Source organism: Shewanella phaeophyticola (assembly GCF_025398315.1).
GTDB lineage: Bacteria > Pseudomonadota > Gammaproteobacteria > Enterobacterales > Shewanellaceae > Shewanella > Shewanella phaeophyticola.
Map to the genome: position 1 here is coordinate 4,165,969 of NZ_JAODOQ010000001.1, position 25,745 is coordinate 4,191,713.

Below are 25,745 nucleotides of genomic sequence, written 5' to 3' on the forward strand. Positions count from 1 at the left end.
CTTGATCAATGAAATAACCCAACGTAAACGCGTATTATAACCGAGCAAACTCACCCGGGCTTTGATCAAAGTAGCGTTTAAATTCACGGCTAAATTGTGCCGTGCTTTCATAGCCCACCTGGCTAGACACCTCTTTCACTTTAAGCCGCTGCAATTGCAGTAACTCTCTGGCTTTATTTAAGCGAATTTTCTTCAAATATTGAATAGGCGAAGACGTTGTAACCTCTTTAAAACAACGATGAAATGCCGATGGGCTCATGTTAACTAAACTCGCTAGCGTATCCACCTCAACCGACTCACCATAATGCTTATGGATATAACTCAAGGCTTTTTCAACCCGAGACAAACGAGTGTGGCTTAACGACAAAGCATATAACGGCGCAGCATTTGGCGCGTCTAATAAGCGATATAGCAGTTCGAGCACTAACGCTTCGCCCATTACTTTAGCCTCTAAAGGTGACTGCAAAGCCTGTAATAAGCGGATGACACTGCAATCCATGTCTTCAGTGCTGTCGGCAATAAAAAAGCCACTTTGGCGAGACTCGTTTAAGTCTTTTGGAATTTGATGATGTTCGTCCATTAACCTAACGATGTAATTTAGCTGCACTAAATTAATATCCACCATCAACACTAATACCGGTTCTTCAATACTGGCAAAGGTTTCGCATTCAACCGGCAGCGGTACCGTCATCACTAAAGAATGTTGGCGGTCATAATCGAAGGTTTGATCCTCAATATAAACACGCTTTTTACCCTGGCCAACGATCAATACACCTTGCGAGTAGCACAATGGATCTCGAGAAGCATATTGTGAGCCACGGAACACATTCACCCCAGACAAGTGGGTATGATTAACTCCCTCTTTGGGTGCTAACTGTGCCATTAGCCTTGCTATCTCACTCATAAAACCACCTTGATAAAATTTACAACATCGCTGTCAAACAGAGAGTGATATTACCAAAAAGGTAGTAAAAGGCATCATATTTATCAAATAAAGGTCTCTTACAAACAAAAAAGGTAGGAATGAGCATGAACACAATAGTTCTGTGTATGTTTATTTTGACTCAAGAGACTAATATAGACACATGATTTTTGGTTGTTGTTTGCACCATTCTTAAAACCCGATGTTTAAGAACATGAGTTAACAGCAACGTATTTATTGTCTTATCGCTAAACCAAAAGGCGCCAATTATGCTTAACTTTAATTATCGTAACCCTACTCATGTTGTTTTCGGCAAAAACCGTATTGCAGAGTTAGATCAACTTATACCAGCCAATGCCAGAGTATTAATCACTTATGGTGGTGGTAGCGTACAACGTTTCGGCACACTTGATAAAGTCAAAGCCGCTTTAGGTAACCGCACTGTATTTGAATTTGGTGGTATTGAAGCCAACCCCAAATACGACACTCTATTAAAAGCTGTAGAAGTGGCTCGTAATGAAAAAATCGACTTTCTATTAGCTGTGGGTGGTGGTTCTGTGATGGATGGCACCAAATTTATCGCCCTTGCTACTCAGTTTGAAGGTGACACAGCCAGTTTGCTACAGCACGGGTTTAACCCTGTGCCAGTGGCTGATGACAAAGTCATTCCACTCGGTGTGATTGCTACCCTGCCGGCTACGGGTTCTGAAATGAATGCCTTTGCCGTTGTAAGTTATCAAGGCGGTAAGTTCCCAGTAAACCACCCATGTGCTTACCCAACATTTGCCATGTTAGATCCAGAATTAACCTTCAGCTTACCAAAAATTCAGGTTGCTAATGGTGTGGTTGATGCATTTGTGCATGTACTTGAACAATATGCCACTTACCCTGTTGATGCTCGTGTACAAGACCGCATGGCAGAAGGTATTTTACGTACATTAATTGAAGTTGAACCTATCACAGTTGAAGAGCCAACCAACTACGATGCCCGCGCAAACTTAATGTGGAGTGCAACATCTGCCCTAAACGGCATGATTGGCACAGGTGTACCGTTAGATTGGTCGACTCACATGATTGGCCACGAGCTAACTGCCCTATTTGATATTGACCATGCACAAACGCTCGCGGTGATCTTGCCATCACTATGGCGCGTGCTAAAAGAGCAAAAACACGCCAAACTCGTACAATATGCTGCACGCGTGTGGGATATTACAGAAGGTGACGAAGCAAGCCGCGTAGACCAGGCTATCGACAAAACCGAAGCCTTCTTCAAGCAAGTGGGTTTACCAGTGCGTTTACGTGAGCATGGTGTAACTCAAGAGCAACTCTCTCAAGTGGTTGACGCGTTAGAAGCCCACGGCATGACAGCATTATCTGAAAGCGGCAAAGTAGATTTAGCCACCAGTCGTAAAATTTTAGATATGGCGTGGTAGTCAGCATTTAATCGAAGCGACATAAAGTTCGCTTCGAGTTGCTCGAAACGAAAAAGGGCTTAACAATGCATGCATTGTTAAGCCCTTTTTGTTGTTATTCTTTAAAAGACTAATGCGGCGTCACATTTGAAAATAAATTCATGATTACCACACCAATCAGAATAAATCCCATGCCCACTAGTGCGCCTAAATCTAATTTTTGACCATACAACACCCAGGCTATCAGGGTGATTAACACAATCCCTAGTCCTGCCCATGTGGCATAAGCTACACCCACTGGGATCCCTTTTAATGCAAGAGAAAGAAAGTAAAAAGACAACACATACCCAACAATAACCATGATTGAAGGCGTAACTTTAGTAAATCCATCACTGGCTTTAAGCGCAGATGTCGCCACAACTTCGGTTAAAATCGCCACACTTAACAATATCCAACTTTTCATTTTTACTTTCTACCCAGCCAAACAGGCGAGCAGTATAAAGATTAATCGAAAAAAAATCAGCCCGCGAATGTTTATCTACATCGATAACTAAACTCAACCCGCACCCATTCACTCTATGTCATCATAGTTTGCGACTCAGACAATCAATCACGACGATTGCTTGTATTTACATTCACTATCTGTTTATGTTGTTAATATGTTAAATGAATATCGCTGTGTAACAGCCCTCAAAAATTAGGTATTGAATTGGTGATAACGTGAAGAAATTTTCAACAACCTCTTTATCTATGTTTTTACTGTGTATTTTCTGCCTTAGTGCCACAGCAGATGTCGAGGTAACGGAAGACATAAATAGTGAAACTAACGTTATACTTGAACAATGTAACACTCGTATAAAGCAAGTCTCTACCAAAGCTAGCCTCAGTTTTTGTAGCCAACAACTCACTGCATTAGATAAAGAAAATTACCCTATTACTGCCGCTAAATTACAATTGACGTTATACGATCTTTACCTTGAATTAGATGATGCAGCGGCAGCTGAACAACAGCTCATTAGCATAAAAAATAGTACTGGGTTTAAACGAAGTACCGAAATCCAATACCTTTGGTTTCGCAAAAGTGCAGCAGAAAAACTCTATAAAAAAGACTATGTCGAAGCCAGAAACCTATTCGAAAATGCATTCAATATCGCGCAAACTGCACAATCAGACCTTTGGTTAGCCAAAAGCTACAACGACTTAGCATTAACGGAACAGTATTTAAACCACTATGCAAAAGCCTTAAGCTACTACCAAAAAAGTTTGGCTATTAAAGAAGCTTTGGGAAATGATCTTTATACCGCCATTACTTTAAGTAATCTGGGTCTTATCTATAAAAAGCTCGAAAAATATACCGAGTCTCAACGCTACTTTGAACTGTCACTCGAGCATTATTTACGCCACACAAGTGACAATGCAGACATAAATGCCATTAACTATATGTCGCACCTCTACGGTAATCTTGCTGAGATATATAATATAAACAATGAGTTCAACAAGAAGCACTTTTATAGCGATAAGGTAATATCGGCTTATAATGACAATTTAACGGGTAACGACAAGCTTTCTGCTTTAATCAATTTGGCCACAATCCATATCAATGCAAATGAATTTGCACCCGCTCAAGCAGTTGCTGATAGTTTATCGGAATATTTACCTCGTCAAGATCACTCATTTCATGATGTGATTTACTATTTAAAAGCGCAAATTGCCAATCACCAAAAAGATGTCACACAAGCAATCACATTCATTGAAAACGCCATGGATTATAGCGACACCAAGCATGACTCATTACAAAAAATGAGTATCTATCAATATGCAAGTGAGCTCTATTATGACAATGGACGTCCTTATGAGTCCTTAGTCTATTTAAAGCGATATCAAGTATTACATGAGGCTTTGCTTGAAAAAAATACAGCGAGAACATTAAAGTAATTCAAAGTGATATAGAAAATGAACGCGTACAAAGAGCATTAGTTGAAGAGCAAGTCATCAACCAACAAAAAAGCCAAGAAATTGATAAATTGCTTAACTTAATTTTGGGTATCACCAGTATTAGCTTACTTGTCGGTTTTATAGTGAGTTTTTATATTTATCGCAAGCGTAAAGATCGGCAGCATTTAATGACCATTATTGAATCGCATAAACAGCAGTTATTTTTATTGTCTAATGACGATACAGCAGAGCAAGAAGAGCACGAACAACAACCAGACGCCTCACCACAAACACCAAGCGAAGTAACAGCCTCGTTTGCAGAATTGTTGGTCACGACTATGCTTGATTGCATTAATATTTGGGAAAAGAGCACTAAAACCAATAAAGTAGAACTGGCCGATAGAAGCCAAATCTGGACAATTTCTATCGACTCAGGTCGCCTCCGCACGCGTTCTTTAGATAAGTACCTTCATATAAAAAAGTTACCCAATAATCCACGTTGGCGTAATGTGGTAAAAACGTGTCACTTTATTCTGTCTGAGTGTCATTTAACGGATAGCGATAGAAAATTACTCACATCACACCTCAATCAAATCATGCAGGTAATCAAAAGCGAATCGTTAGACAGCCTATAAGGTGATTGATACTGTTACCCGCCTTTTTTGAGTATTGGTTGCGTTAGTTTAATGTCACTGACTCGCTCTCTGGGTAATGGTTTAGTCATTCGCTTTGACACACAGTTAAACTTAATTCCCTCAGCCAACATATAATCACTTTGATTTGCTGTTGCAGGGTTAATACCCACTAAAAAGCTATTGGGACTGATGAACTTTGGCATTAAGCCATTATTTTTATCTGCGGCATTAATTGATGCGTATGCATTACACATCGACACTGCCACAAGTCCGGCGATATTGACTCGATTGGTCACACTATTAAGGTTAGTTGTCGCAATATTATTACCTTGCAGTTTGGTAAAAGGATCTATTACCCCATGAAACCCGCCATATTCCTCTAACTCAAGATCAGGTTGTTGTAGCTGCTTTACTTGTATTGACTGAGCATCTGATGCGACAACATGATCATTGTGTAATACGAGTTGTTTGCTCAACATCCATCTTTCAATATCAAAATATTGAGCGCGATAGTGATACTCTTTTATAATATCCACTCGCTGAGTTCAAACGAGACTTCTGTTTTTACCGCTGTGTTTGCAGGTGTTAAATCACTAAATGCAAGCTGATGAGCAGAGGCACTGCTAATACAACCTAGTAGGGTAAGTAGCGTTAATGTGTGTTTCATAAAATATCCTTTTTTAGAATGAGTGCATCACCTTAGACGCTATGTATTTCCGATTTTATAGTCTACAAAATATTAGGGTAAATTTGGGTAAAAACCAAACCTGCCCCATTTTAACCCTCTAACTTTACTGACATTTTTATTTCCGCTGGTAGTTTTAAATCAGCTTAAGTCATTAAGCATGATCCACAATTTTACTAACCAGAATAAGGAAGGTCAGGATGAGTATATTCAAAAAAACATTCGTCAGTATGTGTCTAATGAGTGCATCAACGATGGTTTGTGCAACCCCAATAACCGCTAACGTCACAGCAGATAACGATTTCATTGTGGTACATTCACCAGGTAATGGTAGTACACCTACGGTGGTTTACCGTGGTGCCAATGGCAGTAATTGGCAAAAAATTGAATCATTCAAGTTTGATATCGACAACTCAGCCCAATCACTAGAAACCTGTTCAGTCAGTGTTATTGCATGGGGAGATGGTAAGGTGTCACAAGGCATGGCTGCCATATTCAAAGGTGACAATACTATTTATACCGGCTCAGGCCACTTTAAAGCACACCAATCTTCGATTCCATCGTCTGGTTGGGCACAAACTGGCGGACCTAATGCGAGTCAAATTAATACATTAATTGCAAATACCATGTCTAATGGCCAATCACCTTATCTATTGCCTGGTTCTGTCGCGGGAGGCACCTCCCCTTGGGGAACGATGAACTTTCCGCTAGTCAGTAATGTGAATGCTAATAATTTCCGTTGGGCGTGGTCGACAAATAATTTAGCCCAGAAAACCTATTCTGTATTTACCGCTGCCTGTGCCGATATTGTTGAAGCGGCACCGGTTGCAGTCCATATGCCTGGAGAACACTTCCAATGTTATGGCGTGCAGAAAGGAGATGCTCTTCGAGAAGAAACCATCATGATAGAAGATCAGTTTGGTAAAACCCGTGCCGTTTTGGGTAAGCCAGTATTGTTATGTAACCCGTCAAGCAAAATCCACAATGACAAGATGTATAAAATTCGAGACGAAAAGCGTCATATGGTTTGCTATGACTTAATCAAACAAAGCAAAGTGAGAAACTACAATCTAGAAATCAACAACCAATTTGCGCCTGATCAGATAGTCAATGATCAACGAAAGCTGTTCTGTGTACCATCGAGTAAAAAACACTTACCTCCAGTCAAGCCTAATAAACCCGGTAAGCCAATACCAAGAGAAATGAAAAGAGCAGAAATAAAACCATTAAAGCAACGATAAACCGACATTGGTAAAGTGTTATGCATAGTCAGTGAGCCCCTCACTGACTATTTTTTATTGGAGAAAATGACAAGAATACAAAAATATTTACTCGCTCAGAAATCTACACCCCCATCTCAACCGCTTTTTTAGGAGTGAAACTACTGCCTATTGACGCAATAATCACTAAACCAATAGCGAGCCACTGTAATAAAGATAATTGTTCACTCAAAATAACAAACCCCGCGAGGGCGGCGATTGCAGGCTCTAAACTCATCAGTACACTAAACGCTTGAGTCGGCATATTACGCAGCGCAACCATTTCTAATGAATAGGGTAAGGCACTTGATAATACCGCCACCAACAACCCAAGTGGTAATACTTCCCAGCTAATTAACGCTAACCCTTGGGTAACAGCACCAACGGGAACTAAAACGATCGCCGCGACCGTCATACCAAAAGCCACCGTTATGCCACCCGATGCTTGCTTGCCAGTACGAGTGCCAAATAAAATATACCCAGCCCAACAAGCACCGGCGCCAAGTGCCATCAATGCCCCTGCGATATCAAGCCCTTGAGCACTCGACAAACTTGGCATGAGTAATAAAATTCCCGCTATGGCGCATGCCACCCAAAACAAATCGCTTTTGCGCTTTGAGCTAAATAAGGCGACCGCCAGAGGCCGGTAAACTCAAGCGCCACAGCAATACCTAACGGAATACGCTCAATCGCAAGATAAAATAAGATATTCATCCCACCCAGGCACAAACCATAAATAATAATGCTTTGCCACTCTCGGCTCTGAGGCAGTGCACGCCAAGGGCGGAACACTATCCACAAAACAGCTGCGGCAAAACCTAAACGCAAAGCCGTGGTGCCTTCAGGCCCAATAATCGGGAAAAGTTGTTTAGCTAAAGATGCACCCGATTGAATCGTCACCATTGCCAACAACACACTACCGACAGCAGTAAGAAGTACACGATTGATTTGCATAAAAAAACCCAAGCATGAAAAACACAATAACGGCATTCTACATGAGCAAGTGAAAACCGAGCAGTATTAAATATCAACATCCACAGAAGTCATACCATTACGCGATTAATATTATGTCTGCGCGATGTTTTTTATAAAGGCAATTTTGCTGTTCGTGGTTGCACCATTATTTTCATAACCACAGATATGATAACCACTGGCAATCAGCATATGTAACATGTTGGGAAACTGATTCATGGACTTAACCCTAATCGCTTTAAATCCATGCCTAACAGCCCAAGACTCTTGCAATTGGCGTAATTGAGAAGCAACTTTCATTTCTCTGTGCTGTGGTGCAACACCGCCAAGCCAGCTGTAAAACTCATCATGATTGAGCGAATAACCCACTTTAAAACCAATCGGCGTTGAATCGTACTTAGCCACTAAAATTAACGCACTTTTACCCGCAAGACGCTCAGCTATTGTGGTTGCCGTGATGCTATTGCCAAACTCAGGTACGACTGCAAGTACCGCGACAATATCTTCTACCGTACCTTCAACAAACTGGTAAGTCATAATGCCCTCTCTTTATCTCACTAACCAACGATGTAATAACCGACCCGGCATAACAGAAAATGTGCCTGCAACAATTAACCCTGCAGGTACCGCGTAAAGCGTTAGTAGGCTGAGTAAGTGTATGTAACCAAAAATGATTAAAAAATAGCGAGCCTAATTGAGCAGGCATAAACAAAGACACTATGGCGATAAATAACATCAAGAGCATGAACATGTTACCTAATGCTTTGTGCGATATGCTGTGGCTCAAGGTAATGCATTAAACCATGATTAATCAATAAGCCTCTTTTTTGAGGCATAAATAGAAACACCTTATCAGTTGCCCAATAAGGTGTTTACCAAATGACACGCCATTAATTTACTTTTTGTAAGTTAAGGTGCCATTTTCTTTGATCTCATCAAACCACAAGTTGTGATGTTGAGTCGCCCAGTTTTCGTCGCAGTAGCCAGAGACCATACACTCCATACCGCCTTCAGACATGACTGTCGCCATAAAGATATGCACGATAGAAAACGCGGTAATAATAATGGCGCTCACCGAGTGAAGCACTAAAGCGATTAAGCTCAGGGTACGGCTTGGTTCAAATATATTTGGGAACAGTAACAACATGCCTGAGGCACAAATCACTAGGCCAAATAGTGCAAACGTCCAAAACCATAGTTTTTCACCGGCGTTAGCAAAACCTGCGTCAGGGTGCTTACCTTTAAATGAACCAAAATTAATATAACCACCAACATAGAGCATCCACTTGATGTCGTACATTTTTGGCATTTGATTTTTAGCCCAAAGCACGGTCATCAGTAGCCAACCGAACATAAATGGAATGGCCATGTAGTCATGCACTAACTTAGCGGCATTAATTAACCCAGCCCATAAGCCTTCACTCAAATATGGGTGGAAAAAGAAACGACCCGCTAACAAGGTTAACCCAGTTAAAATCAGTAATAAGCAAGGTATTGCACCCAACCAGTGAATACTGACATCAAACTTTGACCAGCGGTGCACCATTTTGCCAGAAAAACCACCGTGTAATTTTGAAATGCCGTTTACTTTAATAAACAACACAAACACGATAATCATGCCAAATAACGCAGCCATAATGGCGGGTGCTAATAAGTCGCTACGTAGCTGAAACACACGCATGTCGTAGGTATTAATGAGCTGGTTATGAGCCTGGCCTTGAGACGTGGTAACGCCTTGAGCACCATCTTTTACTTGAGTCCACATTAACTCGTTGGCTGAGCTCGGCTCTTCTGCGGTATTTGCCAGGGCAAAACCACAAAAAAGTAAACTCAGCGCCACAGATAACGCGATTAGTATATTTTTCATGTTACATCCTTTTGAGTCGCTAGGTGCTCAATATCTTGAATACCTAGCAACACTTGGAGACTAACTTAACAACAGAGAATTAACCCCAAATTGCATTGTTAGAACCACGAGAAGCAACACGCTCACGGTAGATATTTGATACCACACCGGCATCACCCGCAAGCAACGATTTAGTTGCACATAACTCAGCACACATTGGCAACTTACCTTCAGCAATACGGTTAGAACCGTATTTGAGGCGCTCTGCTTCAGAATGATCTTCTTCAGGCCGCCAGCACAGAAAGTACATTTGTCCATTTTGCCACGACCACCAAATGTTGACTTTTGTGGGAACTGAGGTGCGCCAAAAGGACACGCATAGAAACAGTAGCCACAACCGATACAGGTATCTTTGTTGTGTAGCACTATGCCGTCTTCGGTACGGTAGAAGCAATCTGTAGGGCATACCGCCATACAAGGTGCGTCGGTACAGTGCATACAGGCAACAGATATTGATGCTTCACCTGGCTCACCGTCTTTGAGTGTCACCACGCGGCGACGTTGAATACCCCACTCTAAAGCAGAGTCGTTTTCGTTTTTACATGCAGTGACACAGCCATTACATTCAATGCAGCGCTTGGTATCACATAAAAATTTCATTGTAGCCATATTGGCAATTCTCCTAGCTTAACTGCAATTACGCTTTTACAATCTGACAAAGTGACGCTTTGGTTTCCTGCATTTGAGTCACAGGATCATAACCATAAGTCAATGCAGTGTTAGCCGATTCACCGATAACGTAAGGCACAGTGCCTTCTGGATAGTTAGCCGCCAAACTCTCGCCGTGCATCACACCAGCAAAGTGGTATGGCATCCAGGTAACACCAGGCTTAACACGTGGCGTAACCATCGCTTTAATCTTAATTCGGCCACCTTCAGCACCTTCAAGCCATACTGTATCGCCATCACGCAGGCCACGATCAGCAGCATCTGCAGGGCTAATTTCAACAAACATTTGTTGTTGAAGTTCAGCAAGCCAAGGATTAGAGCGAGACTCTTCACCACCACCTTCATATTCAACTAAACGACCCGAAGTCAGTGCTAGTGGATATTTAGCTGAACTGTCGTGGTCTTGAATTGATTTATACAAGGTCGGTAAACGGTGTACTTGCATATCATTGTAAGTAGGATACTTAGCCACAAGATCGCGACGCGGTGTATAAAGCGGCTCACGGTGTACAGGCACTTGGTCAGGGAAGTTCCAAACAATACAACGCGCTTTAGCGTTACCGTAAGGAATACAGCCATGCTTCATTGCCACACGCTGAATACCACCTGAAATATCAGTTTTCCAGTTGTGACCGTCTGCATGTTGCTTCTCTTCTGCAGTTAAATCATCCCACCAGCCAAGCTGTTTAAGCATGTCTGCGGTAAACTCTGGGTAACCGTCTTCAATTTCAGAACCAACAGAGAAACTGCCTTCGGCAAGTAAATTTTTACCTTCGTACTCAACACCATAACGTGCACGGAAGTTACCACCGCCCTGCAATACATGTTTATTTGTGTTATACAAAATTTGAGTGCCAGGGTGTTTCTGTTCTGGTGTGCCCCAACATGGCCAAGGTAGACCATAGGTTTCACCTTTCACTTCGCCGCCAAGCGCTTCTAGAGTCTTATTGCTAAATAAGCCCCAGTTTTGGGTATGTAGCTTAAGACGTTCAGGGCTTTGGCCTGACATACCAATAGTCCACATACCGCGGTTAATTTCGCGGGTAATGTCTTCAATCACTAGAAGATCGTCAGCATTTTTGGCGATGCGCTTGGTGTATTCTTTATCGATGCCCAGCTTTTGCGATAAGCGGTACATGATTTCAAGGTCTGTTTTCGACTCAAATAATGGCTCGATAACTTTTTCACGCCATTGCTGGCTACGGCCTGAGTTTGACACAGAACCTTCAGTTTCAAACTGAGTCGCGGCAGGTAACAAGTACACACCATCTTGGCGACGATGCATTACACCGGCCATGGTTGGGAATGGATCCACAACAACGACGGTTTCCATCTTGTCTAACGCATCACGTACATCTGACTGACGAGTTTCAGTGTTAACAGACTGACCCCAGAAGAATCCCAAACGAATATTGTCTTTTTGGGCAAGTTTTTCAGGTGTTTCTAACACACCGTCATGCCAGCGAGAACAAGGAATACCAGGTGTATTCATAGGCACACGGCCTAAGTATTCGTTTTGGTCAAAACGTGATTTAACCCAATCTAAATCTAAGCTCCAAACGTTGCTCCAATGTGCCCAAGCGCCTGAAGTTAAACCGTAATAACCTGGTAAAGTATCAAATAACAGACCCAAGTCTGTTGCACCTTGCACGTTATCGTGACCACGGAAGATGTTAGTACCACCACCTTGAATACCCATGTTGCCTAAAGCAAGCTGTAAAATACAGTAGGCACGAGTGTTGGCATTACCCACGTGATGCTGAGTACCACCCATACACCAGATAACGGTACCTGGACGGTTTTCGGCCATGATTTTAGCAGCTTGGTAGACTTCTTCTTCGCTACAACCAGTAATGTGTGCCACTTCTTTAGGAGGGAACTTCTTCACTTCTTCGCGAATAGAATCCATAGCAAAAACACGTTGGTCAATAAAGTTCTTATCTTCCCAACCGTTTTCAAAAATATGCCATAACATACCGTAAATAAATGGAATATCAGTACCAGGACGAAGACCACAGTGTAAATCAGCGTGTGCAGCGGTGCGTGAGAAACGCGGATCAACTACAACTAATTTAGCGTTGTTTTTTTCTTTGGCGATTAAGATATGTTGCATTGCAACCGGATGCGCCTCTGCAGGGTTCGCACCGATAAAGAAGATTGCATGTGCATTCTGAATATCATTAAAAGAGTTAGTTTGCGCACCGTAGCCCCAAGTGTTTGCAACACCGGCTACCGTGGTAGAGTGACAAATACGCGCTGAATGGTCGACATTGTTGGTGCCCCACATCGCGGCAAGTTTACGATACATGTAGCAGCCTTCGTTAGAAAACTTAGCGCTACCCATAAAGTAAACAGAATCAGGATCATGACTCTTTACGGATATCCATCATCTTATCGCCAACTTCATTAAAAGCTTGATCCCAAGAGATTTTTTTCCACTTTCCACCCACTAATTTCATTGGGTATTTAAGGCGTTTTTCACCGTGGCCATGCTCACGTAATGCAGCACCTTTAGCACAATGACCGCCGGCGTTAAATGGATGGTCAAATGCTGGCTCTTGGCCAGTCCACACACCATTTTGTACTTCAGCGTATAAACCACAACCTACCGCACACGCACTACAAATAGTTCGTTTGATTTCAGTAGGTGCATTATGAGGTACATCTTTCGCTTCTGCGCGGCGGATCATACCTGTGCCCATCATTGACGCTGCAGCGATACCACCTGTTGCAACACCCATTTGTTTCATAAACTGACGACGATTAATACCAAGCTTATTAGAAGCATTATTGGTAGGAGCCGTATCTGACTTGCGAGTTAATTTCATCGCTAAAATTCTCCTAAACTAGCCGCGTAAGCTATCGTAATAACTGCGAATGTGGGCTGTTTCTTGATAGCCTTTAATGTGAGAAGTGCTTGCACTTTGCTCTGTTGCGTTGGCAACCTTAATGCCTGTCGCGGCAATAGCGACGCTTGCTGTACTACCAATAGTGATAGCTTTCAGCAAAGATCTACGATTCAGATCAGGTTGTTGCTTACTCATGTAATCTCCATCGAAAAGGAAACACTTTTTAACATGTTGCCAATGCTGCCATCTTGCTAAAAAGTGCGGACTGAACACCTTGCTTAAGCACAGTGTTTAAAATTTCGAGGTGATATTAAGAGGGATAGTGCTGTGGTAAATTGATCTACATTAAGGAAGGGAGACTTTACTGGCTTAAAAAGTTAGAAATGCCTTATAGATCACACATATAACTGTTCAAAAATTAAACACTAAATTACCTTGGTTTAATAAAGCTTAATCTGCTGAATAAATGCTATTTAGCGATGGTACTTTTTGAGGTAGGAGAGTATAAAAAAACCCCGAGGAGACCCTCGAGGTGATAATAATATCGTTAAATTTCGTCAGTTTATTGTGATACAACCCCCCATAAAAAGAGGTTGTAATGTCCCGCTGCATAAGATTATTCAGCAATAGCTTGATGAAATGCCTCAATAAATACTGGGTAGTCTTCTATTTGTGGCATATGACCTAACCCTTCAAGTTCGATTAAGGTTGAGCCTTTAATTAACTGATGTGCGTTAACACCTAATTTTTTATACTCGCCTAATTTTCTGCTAACCCCTTCTTTTAGCCAACCCAGGCCTGGGTAGGTTTGATCTCGGGTACCGATAATGAGTACCGTTTCACTGGTTATCTGAGAAAATCTATCAACGACATTTTCAGAGAATATAGATCCATAAGTGAGGGCATTATTCCAAGCTACGATAGGCCAATCACCGCCAGCCAACATACCTTGTAACGGCACTAATAACTTTTCATACTCACTAGACCATTTACCGGCATAATAATTAGCTTTTTGATAGTTACGTGCTTTGTCTAAGGTTTTGCCTAGTTCGTTTTTGTAGAAAAAATTTACGTCTTTAAATTGCACATACTGGCTGTAATCTTCTAAGCCAATTGGGTTAATCAAAATCAGTTTACTGACCGTACTTGGATAATTAACCGCAAAGGTTGTCGCAAGCATGCCCCCCATTGAATGGCCAACAAGCTCAATCTGGTTAACCTCTATGCTGTCCAACAACAATTTTGTATTGAGCGCCAGCTGACCAAAACTGTATTGATAAAAGTCGGGTTTAGTTGATTTACCAAAACCAATCTGGTCAGGAATAATCACTCGATAACCGTTTTTAAGCAGGTCATTAGCGACTTGTTCCCAGTAATATCCCGAGAAGTTTTTACCGTGCAATAACACCATCACTTTTTTGGCATCTTTGTCGCCAATGTCCATATAGCGCATGGCTAAGTCGGTTTTTTGCGAATTAAAGTTAAACGTTTTAACTTCAAAAGGATATTCAAAACCATCTAACTCTTTGTTGTAGGTTACAGGTTCGTCAGCGAATGCTCGCGGCACGAGCAAAACAAGGCTTAATAATATTAAAAAAAAGTTCTTCATATTGATCTCATTAAAAAATCATAAACAAAAATACACAATGCCAGTGATTTACGCTTCACACAACATCGTAATTTTCACCTCTTAAGTTGTTACATTTCTTGGCGAACTTGGCCATAAGCTAGCATGGCAAATAAGCCTGTACCGCCAATGATATTGCCAAGCAACATTGGCTCAATGTGTAATGACAGTGCCATAACAAAATGCAGCTCGCCATTAAGCACTAAAGTAAATATTTCATTAGAGCCGGCAATAACGTGAGTAAACTCACCTGCCGCAATTAACCAGGTGAACATCATGATCAACATCAATGATGAACCTTTTGCTGACGGCAGCATCCACACGAGTGCTGCGATAAAGAATCCTGCAGGAATACCGCGTAATAACGATTCTGATGGGGATAACTCTGCTACATGCCGTGATATCTGTAATATGGCACTAACAATATCTTCGGTTAAAATGTGGCCATACACCACCATCGCTGCAGTAAAAAAAGTCCCGACAAAATTTGCAGTTAACACAACGGCTCATAGACGGGTTGTTCTGGCTAAATGATGTTTTGTTGTATCGGCTAGTAGGGGCAAAATAACGGTAATGGTATTCTCGGTAAATAATTGCAGCCTGGCTAAAATTACCAAAACAAAACCAAAGGTATAACCCAGACTCTCAATTAAAGATAAGTAAGGATGATCGCTACCCAGATTGCTGCGGATAACAGCTTCGGCTAATACCGAAGATGAAATACCAATGCCGGCGGCAATGCCTGACCACCACAAAGATAATAAGGGACGTTCTAATTCTTCTTGTCCTTCGCGCATTATGATTGAGTAAACAGTCAACGACGACAGGCTACTATTTTCTGCAACGGCTTCACGATCTGCACCGGTCAAGGCGATTTCAGATGGGCTTATTTCTTGCTCACGCGCCTCACGTTTCACCGCGTCGTGATTAGGTTGAGATGGTCCATTTTCTGTCATGTCGCTATCCTTTTCTGCAATAAATTGCTCTGGTGCCTCTTACTTAAAAATACCCTATCTTGTTGATTGATTGGCGCTAATGCAAAAGCGAGATTCGCTGGCGGCTAATACGTGTTGTTAGGTAACAAGTTGTAAGCTTTTCTAACTGTATCACAGCCATATAGTCGCTCTAACTTTCGGACAATAAAATGGCCTCTGGCCATGTCTTGAAAGTGATCAATAAACACAGTATTGATGATTGCACCACCTGCTGCGCCAATCGCCGGTAAAGCTTGAGCCGCGGCTTTTTGGGTAACTTGTACGCCAAACTTTTCAGCAATATTGCTGATGAGTTTCACCAAAATTGGTGCAGCTTCGTCGGTTATCCCTTTTGTCACCATAAATTCAGCCGCCTCCGACACCGACTTTGCTAATGCTGCTCTCACCGCAAAATAACCTGATTCACTGCTATCGTCTAAATCACTCGCGCCGCCTAAAGCAAACACTTCTAAGCAAGCCATTTTTGTGTCGAGAGAGGTAATTAATTCACCTTCACTGCGGGCAATATCCGCAATAGATCGCAACATAATCGATGTAGAAACCGGCAGTTCAACAGCAATGGCTGTCAAACCAAAAAAACCACCTACACCACCACTCACTGCAGCACCTAATTTGTGCCAACGATTAGATGACGCTTCACCGGGAATATCTTTCATGGTAAAAATAGCGGCTTCAGAGGCTTTCATTAATGATTTTTCAGTGACTTTGGCGATATTTTTATTCCAGTTAGCAGGCAGTAACGCTAAACCCTTTTCAATTGGCGTACCAATAAAGTGGCTTATTTTTACTGCTAATCCAGGGTTTTCTAATAGCGATTTGGCAATAACAAGTTCTTTGTAATGCGATTCTGAAATATTCAACGAGTCCCCTTACTGGTATCGCAACGACGTGGCAAAAAAATGTAAAGACCTTCAGTTATTTATACAACAAAGCCAGTTCCAAACTTAGTCATCTGTTTTTACATTATGACTGACGACTCTGGTACTTGTTGCTTTCTTTACCATTTCGTGCATTTCTTGCTCGGTTTTGAGGCGGCAAACAGACAATTGACCTAAACGCATAGCTTTAATCGCCTCTAAAGGATTATCAACCTGGCTACCTCGTTGTGACATATCATAAGTAACACTATCATCAACATTTTCATCAACGGGTGTTTTATCATTTTTTGAGCTTGCCATTACTGCCTCTTTTAATCATAGATGTATTAGCAAAAAACTGTCGCTTAGGTGGGCTAATCATGCCATTTTCACAATATTTAATAACATACCTCTTTCTCGACTCATGAGGATAGCCTTTGATCATGACCACATTGGGATCATATTAATTACACCGCTGAACTCACCATACAACAATCAGTCAAAACAAAAAAATACCAATAAAAAACACCTTGTAAGTTACCTAACAAGGTGTTTTATCTTTACCATAAACAAGTGTGTTGACACTTACTTTATAGGGTTACTCTTTGTATTTTAACGTGCCATCGGCTTTGATTTCGTCGTACCACACATTGTGGTGCTGCGAAGCCCAGTTTTCGTCACAATAGCCAGATACCATACACTCCATACCACCTTCACTGAGTACGGTTGCCATCCAAATATGCACAATCGTAAACGCGATTAAGATTGCGGCGCTGACACCATGCACTAACAAGGCAAGCAACGACAACTCTCTTGGTAAATCAAGTGTAGGGAACACTAACATGACCCCTGTAGCACTGATGCTTAGACCAAAAATAGCTAAGATCCAAAACCACATTTTTTCACCCGCGTTAGCAAATCCACTGTCAGGATGCTTGCCTTTAAACGGATCAAAGTTAATGTAGCCACCCACCACTAAAAACCATTTTAAATCGTACATTTTAAAGGTTTGTAATGGCATCCACTTAATAATACACAACAACCAAGAGACCATGAAGATAGGCCCGACCAGTCGTGAGTAAACTTACTAAATGCGATGATACCGGCTCATATTCCTTCACCCACATAAGGTGCAAGAAAATGTCGCCCGAGCATAATGACGATACCCGTTACCATTAGCGTTAGGCAAGATATCGCCATAATCCAATGTAACCACAGATCGCTTTTACTCCAACGAAGTACCATTTTGCCTGAAAAGCCTTTACTCAGTTTAGATGGACCATTGACTAAGTAAAACACTAAAAAGGCACCAAAAACCCCTATCACAGCTAAGCCGATTGCAGGTTTTAGGTAGGTATTTCGCAAGGCCTTTCCTTCATTACCTGCGACATTGATAAGCACATCGGCTTCTAAGCCTTTATCTGTACTGTATCCCGGTTCGCCGGCTTTAACTGCACGCCAGAGATCTGCATCGCTGGATTTAGACTTTGCTTGTTGCTGGCTAGATTGTTCATCAGCGGCATACACCGGCGATGTGACCAAGCCCAATCCCATACACAGAACCAACAGAGCAAACATCCTGCGCAGTGATTTGTTTAACGTTAAAGTTAACATTGTCACTCCTTAAATGGCTGCGAACTTAATCGCAGCCTATGCTCTGGTTAGATCATTTCACCTGTTTTAGGATTGTAGCCCCAAATCACATTTGGATTACCGCGTGTTGCCATACGTTGGCGGTAAATGTCAGACACAATGCCTGCATCGCCCGCAAGTAACGCTTTTGTTGAACACAACTCGGCACACATTGGTAATTTACCTTCTGCAATACGGTTAGCACCGTATTTTTGGCGCTCTGCATCAGAATGATCTTCTTCAGGGCCGCCCGCACAGAAAGTACATTTATCCATTTTGCCGCGGCTACCAAATGCAGTCTTTTTAGGGAACTGCGGTGCACCAAACGGACAAGCATAGAAACAGTATCCACAACCGATACAAGTATCTTTGTTGTGTAACACAATGCCGTCTTCGGTACGGTAGAAACAGTCAGCAGGACATACGGCCATACAAGGCGCGTCGGTACAATGCATACAAGCAACGGATATTGATGCTTCTCCTGGTTCACCATCGTTAATTGTCACCACGCGGCGACGCTGAATACCCCACTCTAAAGCAGAGTCGTTTTCGTTTTTACAAGCTGTGACGCAACCGTTACACTCGATGCAGCGTTTGGTGTCACACAGAAATTTCATGACTGCCATAATGGCTTATCTCCTCATCAAGTGTTGTTAGGCTTTGCTGATCTGACACAAGCTAGACTTAGTCTCTTGCATCTGAGTCACAACGTCATAGCCATAGGTCATTACCGTGTTGGCTGATTCACCAATAATGTAAGGTACTGTGCCTTCTGGGTAGTTTTTCTCTAGGCTCTTGCCTTCAAATACACCCGCAAAGTGGTACGGCATAAAACATTCGCCAGCAATAACACGTGGTGTCACCATTGCCTTAACGGTAATTTTTGCCCCTTCTGGACTGTGAACAAACACGTCATCACCATCACGTAAACCGCGATCTGCAGCATCGGCTGGGTTGATCTCGATAAACATTTCTTGCTGAAGTTCTGCAAGCCATGGGTTACAACGGGTTTCTTCACCACCACCTTCGTACTCAACCAAACGACCAGTTGTGACAGCAAGTGGGAAGTCAGTAGCAAAATCCTTGTCTTGAATTGACTTATAAAGTGTAGGGAGACGCGCCACCATACGGTCTTCATAAGTGGGGTACTTAGCCACTAAGTCACGACGTGGCGTGTATAGCGGTTCGCGGTGTAATGGAATGTCATCAGGGAAGTTCCATACGATACAACGCGCTTTAGCGTTACCGTAAGGCATACAACCATGCTTAATTGCCACACGTTGAATACCACCAGAGATATCTGTTTTCCAGTTTTTACCTTCAGCTTTGACTTTCTCTTCAGCCGTTAGGTCGTCCCACCAGCCAAGCTGTTTAAGCATGTCGGCAGTAAACTCTGGGTAACCGTCTTGAATTTCAGCCCCTTTCGAGAAAGAACCTTCTGCAAGAATATTATTACCTTCGTGTTCAACACCATAACGTGCACGGAAGTTACCACCACCGTCTTTCACTTCACGGCCTGTGCGATACAGAATTTGCGAACCAGGGTGTTTCTGTTCTGGTGTGCCCCAACATGGCCAAGGTAAACCATAAGTTTCGCCTTTAGCTGAGCCGCCAGGTGCTTCTAGTGATTCAACGTCGAAGGTGCCCCAGTTTTCTTGGTGCATTTTCAAACGTTCTGGGCTTTGGCCTGTGTAACCAATAGTCCACATACCTGTGTTAAATTCACGGGTGATATCTTCCACTAATGGCTCGTCACCATTGACTTTAATGTGCTTACAGAATTGATCTGCAACGCCCCATTTTTTGGCCAATTTGTACATAATAACGTGGTCAGGTAACGACTCAAATAGTGGCTCAATCACTTGTGAGCGCCACTGAAGTGAACGGTTAGATGCTGATACTGAACCATAGGTTTCAAACTGAGTTGCTGCTGGCAGCAAATACACGCCATCTTGGCGTTCGTGCATAACACCCGCCATGGTTGGGAATGGATCGACAACCACAATCGTGTCCATCTTGTTAAGCGCTTCACGCACTTCACGGCCACGAGTTTCGGTGTTAACAGACTGACCCCAGAAGAATCCCAAACGAATGTTGTCTTTTTGGGCAATCTTGGCTTTGTCTTCTAACACACCATCGTGCCAGCGCGAACAAGGAATACCTGCAGATGTTTGTGGTGATTGACCTAGGTATTCACCTTGGTCAAAACGATCTTTAACCCAGCTTGGTTCGAGATCCCATACATTTGACCAATGGTCCATGCACCTGACGTTAAACCGTAGTAACCGGGTAAGTTATCAAATAACAAACCAAAGTCTGTTGCACCCTGCACGTTATCGTGACCACGGAAAATGTTGGTTCCGCCGCCTTCGATACCCATGTTGCCAAGGGCTAGCTGTAAAATACAGTAAGCACGGGTGTTAGCGTTACCGATGTGATGCTGAGTACCACCCATACACCATACGATAGTGCCTGGCTTAGTTTCAGCCATCATTTTGGCTACGCGATACATTTGCGCTTTAGGTACACCGGCAATGTTTTCGACTTCTTCTGGCGTGTATTTTTTCACTTCTTCTTGGATACGTTCCATGCCGTATACACGTTGAGAAATGAACGAATCATCTTGCCAGCCGTTTTCGAAAATATGCCATAACAGACCATAAATAAATGGAATGTCGGTACCTGGACGAATATGAACATATTCATCAGACTTAGCCGCGGTACGGGTAAAGCGTGGGTCAACCACAATAATTTTAGCGCCGCGTTCTTTACCAATTAAAATGTGTTGCATCGCCACTGGGTGAGCTTCACATGGGTTAGAACCAATAAACATCATGCATTTTGAGTTGCGGATGTCGTTAAACGAGTTAGTTTGCGCACCGTAGCCCCAAGTGTTTGCAACACCGGCTACCGTGGTAGAGTGACAAATACGTGCAGAGTGATCGACATTGTTAGTGCCCCACATTGCCGCTAATTTGCGATACATATAAGCTTGTTCGTTTGAAAATTTAGCACTACCCATAAAGTAAACTGAATCAGGATCAGATTCTTGACGAATTGATTCCATTTTGTCGCCTACTTCATTGATGGCTTGCTCCCATGATAGGCGCTTCCATTTACCACCTTCTAACTTCATTGGGTATTTTAAGCGTTTTTCACCGTGGCCATGCTCACGTAATGCAGCACCTTTAGCACAGTGTCCACCTTGGTTAAATGGATGGTCGAACGCAGGCTCTTGCCCTGTCCATACACCATTTTGTACTTCAGCATAAATACCACAACCAACAGAACAGTGAGAACAAATGGTTCTTTTCACTTCTGTAGGTGCGTTATGAGGCACGTCTTTTGCCTCTGCTTTACGCATCATACCTGCACCAAGCATTGACGCTGCGGCAATACCACCTGTCGCCAAACTGGCAGACTTGAGGAATTGACGTCGGTTAAGACCTAAGCCGGACGTTGTTTTAGTCTCGACTGTGTCTGATTTGCGGGTTAATCGCATCACACACTCTCCTTTGTTATTTGCTTAACGAAGCATAGTAATTACGAATATGCTCTGTTTCGCGATAGTTATTGCCCTTAGGCTCTTCGGTAGAAGGTTTAGTCACTTGAGCAAGTGCCGGAGCACTCACACTTGCAACAGCACCTGCCGCACTGCCGAGCGCTAATGCTTTTAGCATTTGACGACGACCCATGTCGGAAGCTTGCTTCTTCATAATGTCTCCTTATTGATAAAAAGATGAGGCCGGTTAGGCCATCATCCGGTTTAGTTAATTTGCACAGCTTGTTCTTCTACTGGTTCTAAGTCAGCACTACCTGGACAATTCACCGGAATATTTAAACTTAACTGTTCAAATTCGTTAGCTTCGGCCGTAAAAAAGGCGTTAGCCAGTTGCGCAACCGCAACGTAAAACTTAGCACTAGGTGTTTTAGCTAAATGGTCGCAAAAGCGAATAATCCAGCTACCAATATGGCGCTGATAAAACGCTAATTGGCGATAACCTGGTGCCTCTAAAATGAGGCAGCCCATCACTTCGCATAGTGCGGCGACATGATCTTCTGGTTCTTTGACGTTTTCTTCGCGTTCAAATCCTAATTGCATTAAGTCACTGCGTAATACGGCTAGGGGTTTGTCCATTAATGAACCTGTCATAAACCAACTGCCGTAAGGCATTATTTCACCGCTGCCTACCCCTAAGAAGATGGCAAAATATTCATCTTCTAGTGTATCAGTATCACTTTTTTGTGCTGCTTGCTTCAATGCTACCCAGGCATCGCTCATGGCGTTGCCTTCGTCGACTTCTATGTCTAAATCAGCTAAAAACTGCAATAATTCGGCACTCGGTTGGCGGCGCATTAACGCTGCCAACAACTGATAAATATCAGCTCTTAATTGGTCGTTCTCGCTTATTTCTCTCACTGTTTCTGTCATAGCAGATCTCTTATCGCAATTGCTTTTCTGGATCGTCAAGGATGTCTTCAAACATGTCTTTTACACGGCAGTCGCCACACATTTTCAAACGCTCTATATTGGCGCTAAATGCACTGTGCGCGCCGACCATTTCTATCATTTTGTGCACCATTGATTGGGTGGCAAATTCGCTACCGCATCGTATACATTCAAATGGTGGTTCTTTTTTTAGTATTTGAACTTGCTGGCGCTGTTGTGGATTAAAGTTAATTTGTGCCACTAAGCTAATGACTTTTTCAGGACAAGCAGCTTCACATAAACCACATTGCACACAGTCTTGCTCTGTAAACTTAAGTGCTGGCGTATCACCACCATCTTTTAGCGCTTGGGTTGGGCAAGTCGCAACGCATGACATACATAACGTACATTTGTCGCTGTTAATGCTCACAACACCATAAGGAATATTGGCGATAGCTAGCACATTATCAACGGCTGCAGCTTGGCTGTTTAAATGATCAATAGCTTGAAACAACAAACTTCGCTTGGCATTGCTAGCAGGCTGAAAGTCAGCTTGGTTTACTGTCATTGGCATAATGACAGGCCACGCTAAACTGATTGCCAACGATGGGTATAAATCAGCAAGATCGTCTGGACTAATTAGACGTATACGCTGTGGCTGGCTACATTTCATCTAAAATGCGATTTGCTAACGCTAATTCACCGTTTAACATTTGGGTTAATGTAGGTGCGGTTAAGTCAGTATTTAAGATAAGGATTTCACGCGCGCCATACGCTAACGTTGTCATCCAATGGTCAATACTGGCAACGGTAATCTCTTCCATTGCGATGGGTAACACATCACCGCTTAGCTCGTCTGTAATAAATTGCGCACCGGCTTCATTATCATGAAATAACACCACGGGGGCTGTTTGCGCTTGTAAACGGTAGCGACTAACAAGCTTTTCAAGGTAAGAATGCAATGATTTGGGTGACGGTAAGTCGTAACTTAATGCCCCTGTTGGGCAAGCGTTGCTGCAACTGCCTGCGCCATGGCAAAGGTATGGGTCAATTTCAATTTTTTGCGCCACGCTGCTAATTGCATCCGCAGGGCAAAAATTTAAACAACGATTGCAACCATTTAAACCATGTTTGTTATGAGCGCAAATATCATGATTTACTTTGACGTATCTTGGCTTATCAAACTCCCCGACTAAATCAGGGATTTGCTCAAGCGCGTCAGCAAGCAGTGCAGGGTCTTGGCCAACGTAAAAATAGCCAGGAGGTAACATTTCTAAGTTAATGCTTGGACTATGGCTTAAGTCGAGCACGATATCAAAGTGGGCTTGACGAATTGCCACCACACTTAAATCGCTTACGCCATTGTCACCTTCAACCTTAACCTGAAACTGACCTAAAAAGCCTTTAATGCTGATTAATTTATTATAGTAGCTTTCAATGTCAATTGCCGCATTCATTACCGCTTCAAGGTGAGCTTCATCCTGACTGGTAATCGCTTCATTAGCCAAAATGACACAGTTGTTCATAGTGGACAATTTGTCCGCTGCTAAACGGGCAAGATCTTCTGGGTACAATGACTAATACATTGCCTTGAGTAGTATAGCTGACTGTTGGCGGGATCAGATTTTGTAGAATCTGCGTATTCGCCATCACCTGCTGCCGAGCTTGTTTCAGCATAGGCTGGTTTTTAATTATGCTCATTGCGTTCCTAATTTCGGTTTTATACTGGGTTAATGACAGTGGCTCATTACTGCTATTAACGCTTGTTTAACTAAGCTCATTCAAACGACTGACAGCACATCCATTACTTTATCAATATCATATAGGTATGCAGAGATCTGTTAGCCTTTAGCCTCATCACTGGCAAAAGCTGGCACAAGCTGGTCATCATCCTGAACTTGTGCATGACTGGCCGTAAGTGGCTCTGTCGATTGTTGAGATAAACTTAACGATTCATCGCCATCGATAACATCGGTGTTATTTACCGTTTCAGCCATTTCAGCTTCAAGCGGAGAATCAATGTTGTTTTCAACTTCTGCTAGCTGTTCATCTTCAGCATCATCAGTTTTTTCAACAACATAACGAAATACTTTATTCGCTAATTCAGCTGATACATCAGCAGATAACACTGGCTGATTGGAGTAATCCAGAGCGTATTCTAATAATCCATCAATATGCCCATATTGTGGTTGTTTCCATAAGGCTCGTAATGCTGCAGCTTTCGCGGTTGGATCAACATTTTTAGCCATAAAACGAGCAAAGCTGCCACCCACTTCAATGGTATTTGGATCGGGCAACGGCTCGTCTTCGACATTGGTCTCAGTTAATGCCTCATCAACATCGTTTGTTTGACTCGCATTATCTAGGGCAATAACATCAACGGTCTCATCGACATGAGCGGCTTCTCGCTCAAGCTGTTCAGCTTCTTCAGCGACTCGTTGGCGACGTAACTCCCAACGACTTAATAATCCGTCAGAGCTACTCATTGCATGTTTCCTAAATGATCTGCACTCGGGCCTTCATTTTTACGACGATTAACATGCTTGCGACGATGGGCGCTAATTTCCACTTCGCCATGGCGGGTGATAAAGGCTTCAATCCAACAGGCAACGGCGCCTGGCATGGCAACGTTTAACACTGGCGTGTCTGACTCTAGACAACCGGCGCTCACGTGTTGGTCAGCCGAAATCATCGCTGGGATCCAGGTGCCATCGCTTAGCTCATCACACACGATGAATAACGTTGGATTTTCCATATCGAGATTAATGCGGTAACTGCCGCGTTGATCTTTGTATAACTCAAGCGGAATTAACACCGCATTCTCTGGTTTAGGTTGCGTTGCTGGCACCATGTGTTCAAGCTCCCAGCGTACTGATGACCAGCGTCCGGTTTGCACTTGCACTTTTTTGAGTGACACATACATCGGCCATATCTTATCGGTATGTTGCATATTGATGCTGA

Annotated in this window: 19 protein-coding genes and 7 pseudogenes; 4 read left to right on the forward strand and 22 right to left on the reverse strand. The window is 42.7% G+C overall.

Annotation, left to right across the window (positions count from 1 at the left end; translation table 11 throughout):
• Window positions 1–34: 34 nt before the first annotated feature.
• Window positions 35–904: an AraC family transcriptional regulator gene (locus tag N4T56_RS19365; RefSeq protein WP_261734329.1), complete on the reverse strand. Its 870-nt coding sequence runs from the start codon at window positions 902–904 to the stop codon at window positions 35–37.
• 287 nt (window positions 905–1,191) lie between these two features.
• On the opposite strand from N4T56_RS19365, the gene N4T56_RS19370 reads away from it, so the two are divergent.
• On the forward strand, window positions 1,192–2,355 hold the full coding sequence (locus tag N4T56_RS19370; RefSeq protein WP_261734330.1) for an iron-containing alcohol dehydrogenase: 1,164 nt from the start codon (window positions 1,192–1,194) through the stop codon (window positions 2,353–2,355).
• A gap of 109 nt (window positions 2,356–2,464) precedes the next feature.
• Here the strand turns inward: N4T56_RS19370 and N4T56_RS19375 are convergent, their stop codons facing one another.
• Window positions 2,465–2,797 (reverse strand): DMT family transporter, encoded by a 333-nt coding sequence (locus tag N4T56_RS19375; RefSeq protein ID WP_261734331.1) that lies wholly within the window; start codon window positions 2,795–2,797, stop codon window positions 2,465–2,467.
• A gap of 257 nt (window positions 2,798–3,054) precedes the next feature.
• Here N4T56_RS19375 and N4T56_RS19380 point away from each other — a divergent pair, with 257 nt between their 5' ends.
• Both N4T56_RS19380 and N4T56_RS19385 read left to right on the forward strand, forming a co-directional pair.
• On the forward strand, window positions 3,055–4,269 hold the full coding sequence (locus N4T56_RS19380) for a tetratricopeptide repeat protein (RefSeq protein WP_261734332.1): 1,215 nt from the start codon (window positions 3,055–3,057) through the stop codon (window positions 4,267–4,269).
• Between the two features lie 89 nt (window positions 4,270–4,358).
• Complete coding sequence (locus N4T56_RS19385) at window positions 4,359–4,904, forward strand: hypothetical protein (RefSeq protein ID WP_261734333.1); 546 nt, start codon at window positions 4,359–4,361, stop codon at window positions 4,902–4,904.
• 14 nt (window positions 4,905–4,918) lie between these two features.
• Here N4T56_RS19385 and N4T56_RS19390 read toward each other — a convergent pair whose 3' ends face one another.
• Both N4T56_RS19390 and N4T56_RS19395 read right to left on the reverse strand, forming a co-directional pair.
• Window positions 4,919–5,440 carry a hypothetical protein gene (locus N4T56_RS19390; protein ID WP_261734334.1) on the reverse strand — a complete coding sequence of 174 codons (522 nt, stop codon included), beginning with the start codon at window positions 5,438–5,440 and terminating at the stop codon, window positions 4,919–4,921.
• Window positions 5,428–5,571, reverse strand: coding sequence for a hypothetical protein (locus N4T56_RS19395; protein ID WP_261734335.1), 144 nt, complete (start codon window positions 5,569–5,571; stop codon window positions 5,428–5,430). Before N4T56_RS19395 ends, N4T56_RS19390 begins: the two co-directional genes overlap by 13 nt.
• A gap of 218 nt (window positions 5,572–5,789) precedes the next feature.
• On the opposite strand from N4T56_RS19395, the gene N4T56_RS19400 reads away from it, so the two are divergent.
• On the forward strand, window positions 5,790–6,830 hold the full coding sequence (locus N4T56_RS19400; RefSeq protein WP_261734336.1) for a DUF7450 family protein: 1,041 nt from the start codon (window positions 5,790–5,792) through the stop codon (window positions 6,828–6,830).
• Between the two features lie 103 nt (window positions 6,831–6,933).
• Here N4T56_RS19400 and N4T56_RS19405 read toward each other — a convergent pair.
• The 18 genes and pseudogenes from N4T56_RS19405 to N4T56_RS19490 all read right to left on the reverse strand — a co-directional run bounded on the left by N4T56_RS19405 (window position 6,934) and on the right by N4T56_RS19490 (window position 25,734).
• Window positions 6,934–7,802, reverse strand: a pseudogene (locus N4T56_RS19405) (EamA family transporter).
• 111 nt (window positions 7,803–7,913) lie between these two features.
• Entirely contained in the window at window positions 7,914–8,357 is a 444-nt protein-coding gene (locus N4T56_RS19410) for a GNAT family N-acetyltransferase (RefSeq protein WP_261734337.1), read from the reverse strand.
• Window positions 8,358–8,715: 358 nt separating this feature from the next.
• Window positions 8,716–9,687, reverse strand: coding sequence for a formate dehydrogenase subunit gamma (locus N4T56_RS19415; RefSeq protein WP_261734338.1), 972 nt, complete (start codon window positions 9,685–9,687; stop codon window positions 8,716–8,718).
• Between the two features lie 79 nt (window positions 9,688–9,766).
• Window positions 9,767–10,335, reverse strand: a pseudogene (gene fdh3B / locus N4T56_RS19420) (formate dehydrogenase FDH3 subunit beta).
• 28 nt (window positions 10,336–10,363) lie between these two features.
• A pseudogene (locus N4T56_RS19425) lies at window positions 10,364–13,223 on the reverse strand (formate dehydrogenase subunit alpha).
• A gap of 18 nt (window positions 13,224–13,241) precedes the next feature.
• Complete coding sequence (locus tag N4T56_RS19430) at window positions 13,242–13,439, reverse strand: formate dehydrogenase (protein ID WP_261734339.1); 198 nt, start codon at window positions 13,437–13,439, stop codon at window positions 13,242–13,244.
• Between the two features lie 421 nt (window positions 13,440–13,860).
• Window positions 13,861–14,853: an alpha/beta fold hydrolase gene (locus N4T56_RS19435; RefSeq protein ID WP_261734340.1), complete on the reverse strand. Its 993-nt coding sequence runs from the start codon at window positions 14,851–14,853 to the stop codon at window positions 13,861–13,863.
• 89 nt (window positions 14,854–14,942) lie between these two features.
• A pseudogene (locus tag N4T56_RS19440) lies at window positions 14,943–15,827 on the reverse strand (formate/nitrite transporter family protein).
• A gap of 104 nt (window positions 15,828–15,931) precedes the next feature.
• Window positions 15,932–16,726: an EcsC family protein gene (locus tag N4T56_RS19445; RefSeq protein WP_261734341.1), complete on the reverse strand. Its 795-nt coding sequence runs from the start codon at window positions 16,724–16,726 to the stop codon at window positions 15,932–15,934.
• A gap of 84 nt (window positions 16,727–16,810) precedes the next feature.
• A complete protein-coding gene (locus N4T56_RS19450) occupies window positions 16,811–17,044 on the reverse strand; it encodes a hypothetical protein (RefSeq protein ID WP_261734342.1) in 234 nt (77 codons plus the stop codon).
• Window positions 17,045–17,321: 277 nt separating this feature from the next.
• Window positions 17,322–18,337: pseudogene (locus N4T56_RS19455) on the reverse strand (formate dehydrogenase subunit gamma).
• Between the two features lie 47 nt (window positions 18,338–18,384).
• Window positions 18,385–18,981 (reverse strand): formate dehydrogenase FDH3 subunit beta, encoded by a 597-nt coding sequence (gene fdh3B, locus N4T56_RS19460; protein ID WP_188919402.1) that lies wholly within the window; start codon window positions 18,979–18,981, stop codon window positions 18,385–18,387.
• A gap of 27 nt (window positions 18,982–19,008) precedes the next feature.
• Window positions 19,009–21,857: pseudogene (locus N4T56_RS19465) on the reverse strand (formate dehydrogenase subunit alpha).
• 16 nt (window positions 21,858–21,873) lie between these two features.
• A complete protein-coding gene (locus N4T56_RS19470) occupies window positions 21,874–22,071 on the reverse strand; it encodes a formate dehydrogenase (protein WP_188919404.1) in 198 nt (65 codons plus the stop codon).
• Window positions 22,072–22,121: 50 nt separating this feature from the next.
• Window positions 22,122–22,787 (reverse strand): TorD/DmsD family molecular chaperone, encoded by a 666-nt coding sequence (locus N4T56_RS19475; protein ID WP_261734343.1) that lies wholly within the window; start codon window positions 22,785–22,787, stop codon window positions 22,122–22,124.
• 10 nt (window positions 22,788–22,797) lie between these two features.
• Window positions 22,798–24,485 (reverse strand): annotated as a pseudogene (locus N4T56_RS19480) (4Fe-4S binding protein).
• A 140-nt stretch (window positions 24,486–24,625) separates the two neighbouring features.
• Window positions 24,626–25,270: a DUF3306 domain-containing protein gene (locus N4T56_RS19485; protein ID WP_261734344.1), complete on the reverse strand. Its 645-nt coding sequence runs from the start codon at window positions 25,268–25,270 to the stop codon at window positions 24,626–24,628.
• On the reverse strand, window positions 25,267–25,734 hold the full coding sequence (locus N4T56_RS19490) for a DUF3305 domain-containing protein (protein ID WP_261734345.1): 468 nt from the start codon (window positions 25,732–25,734) through the stop codon (window positions 25,267–25,269). Before N4T56_RS19490 ends, N4T56_RS19485 begins: the two co-directional genes overlap by 4 nt.
• Window positions 25,735–25,745: the final 11 nt, after the last annotated feature.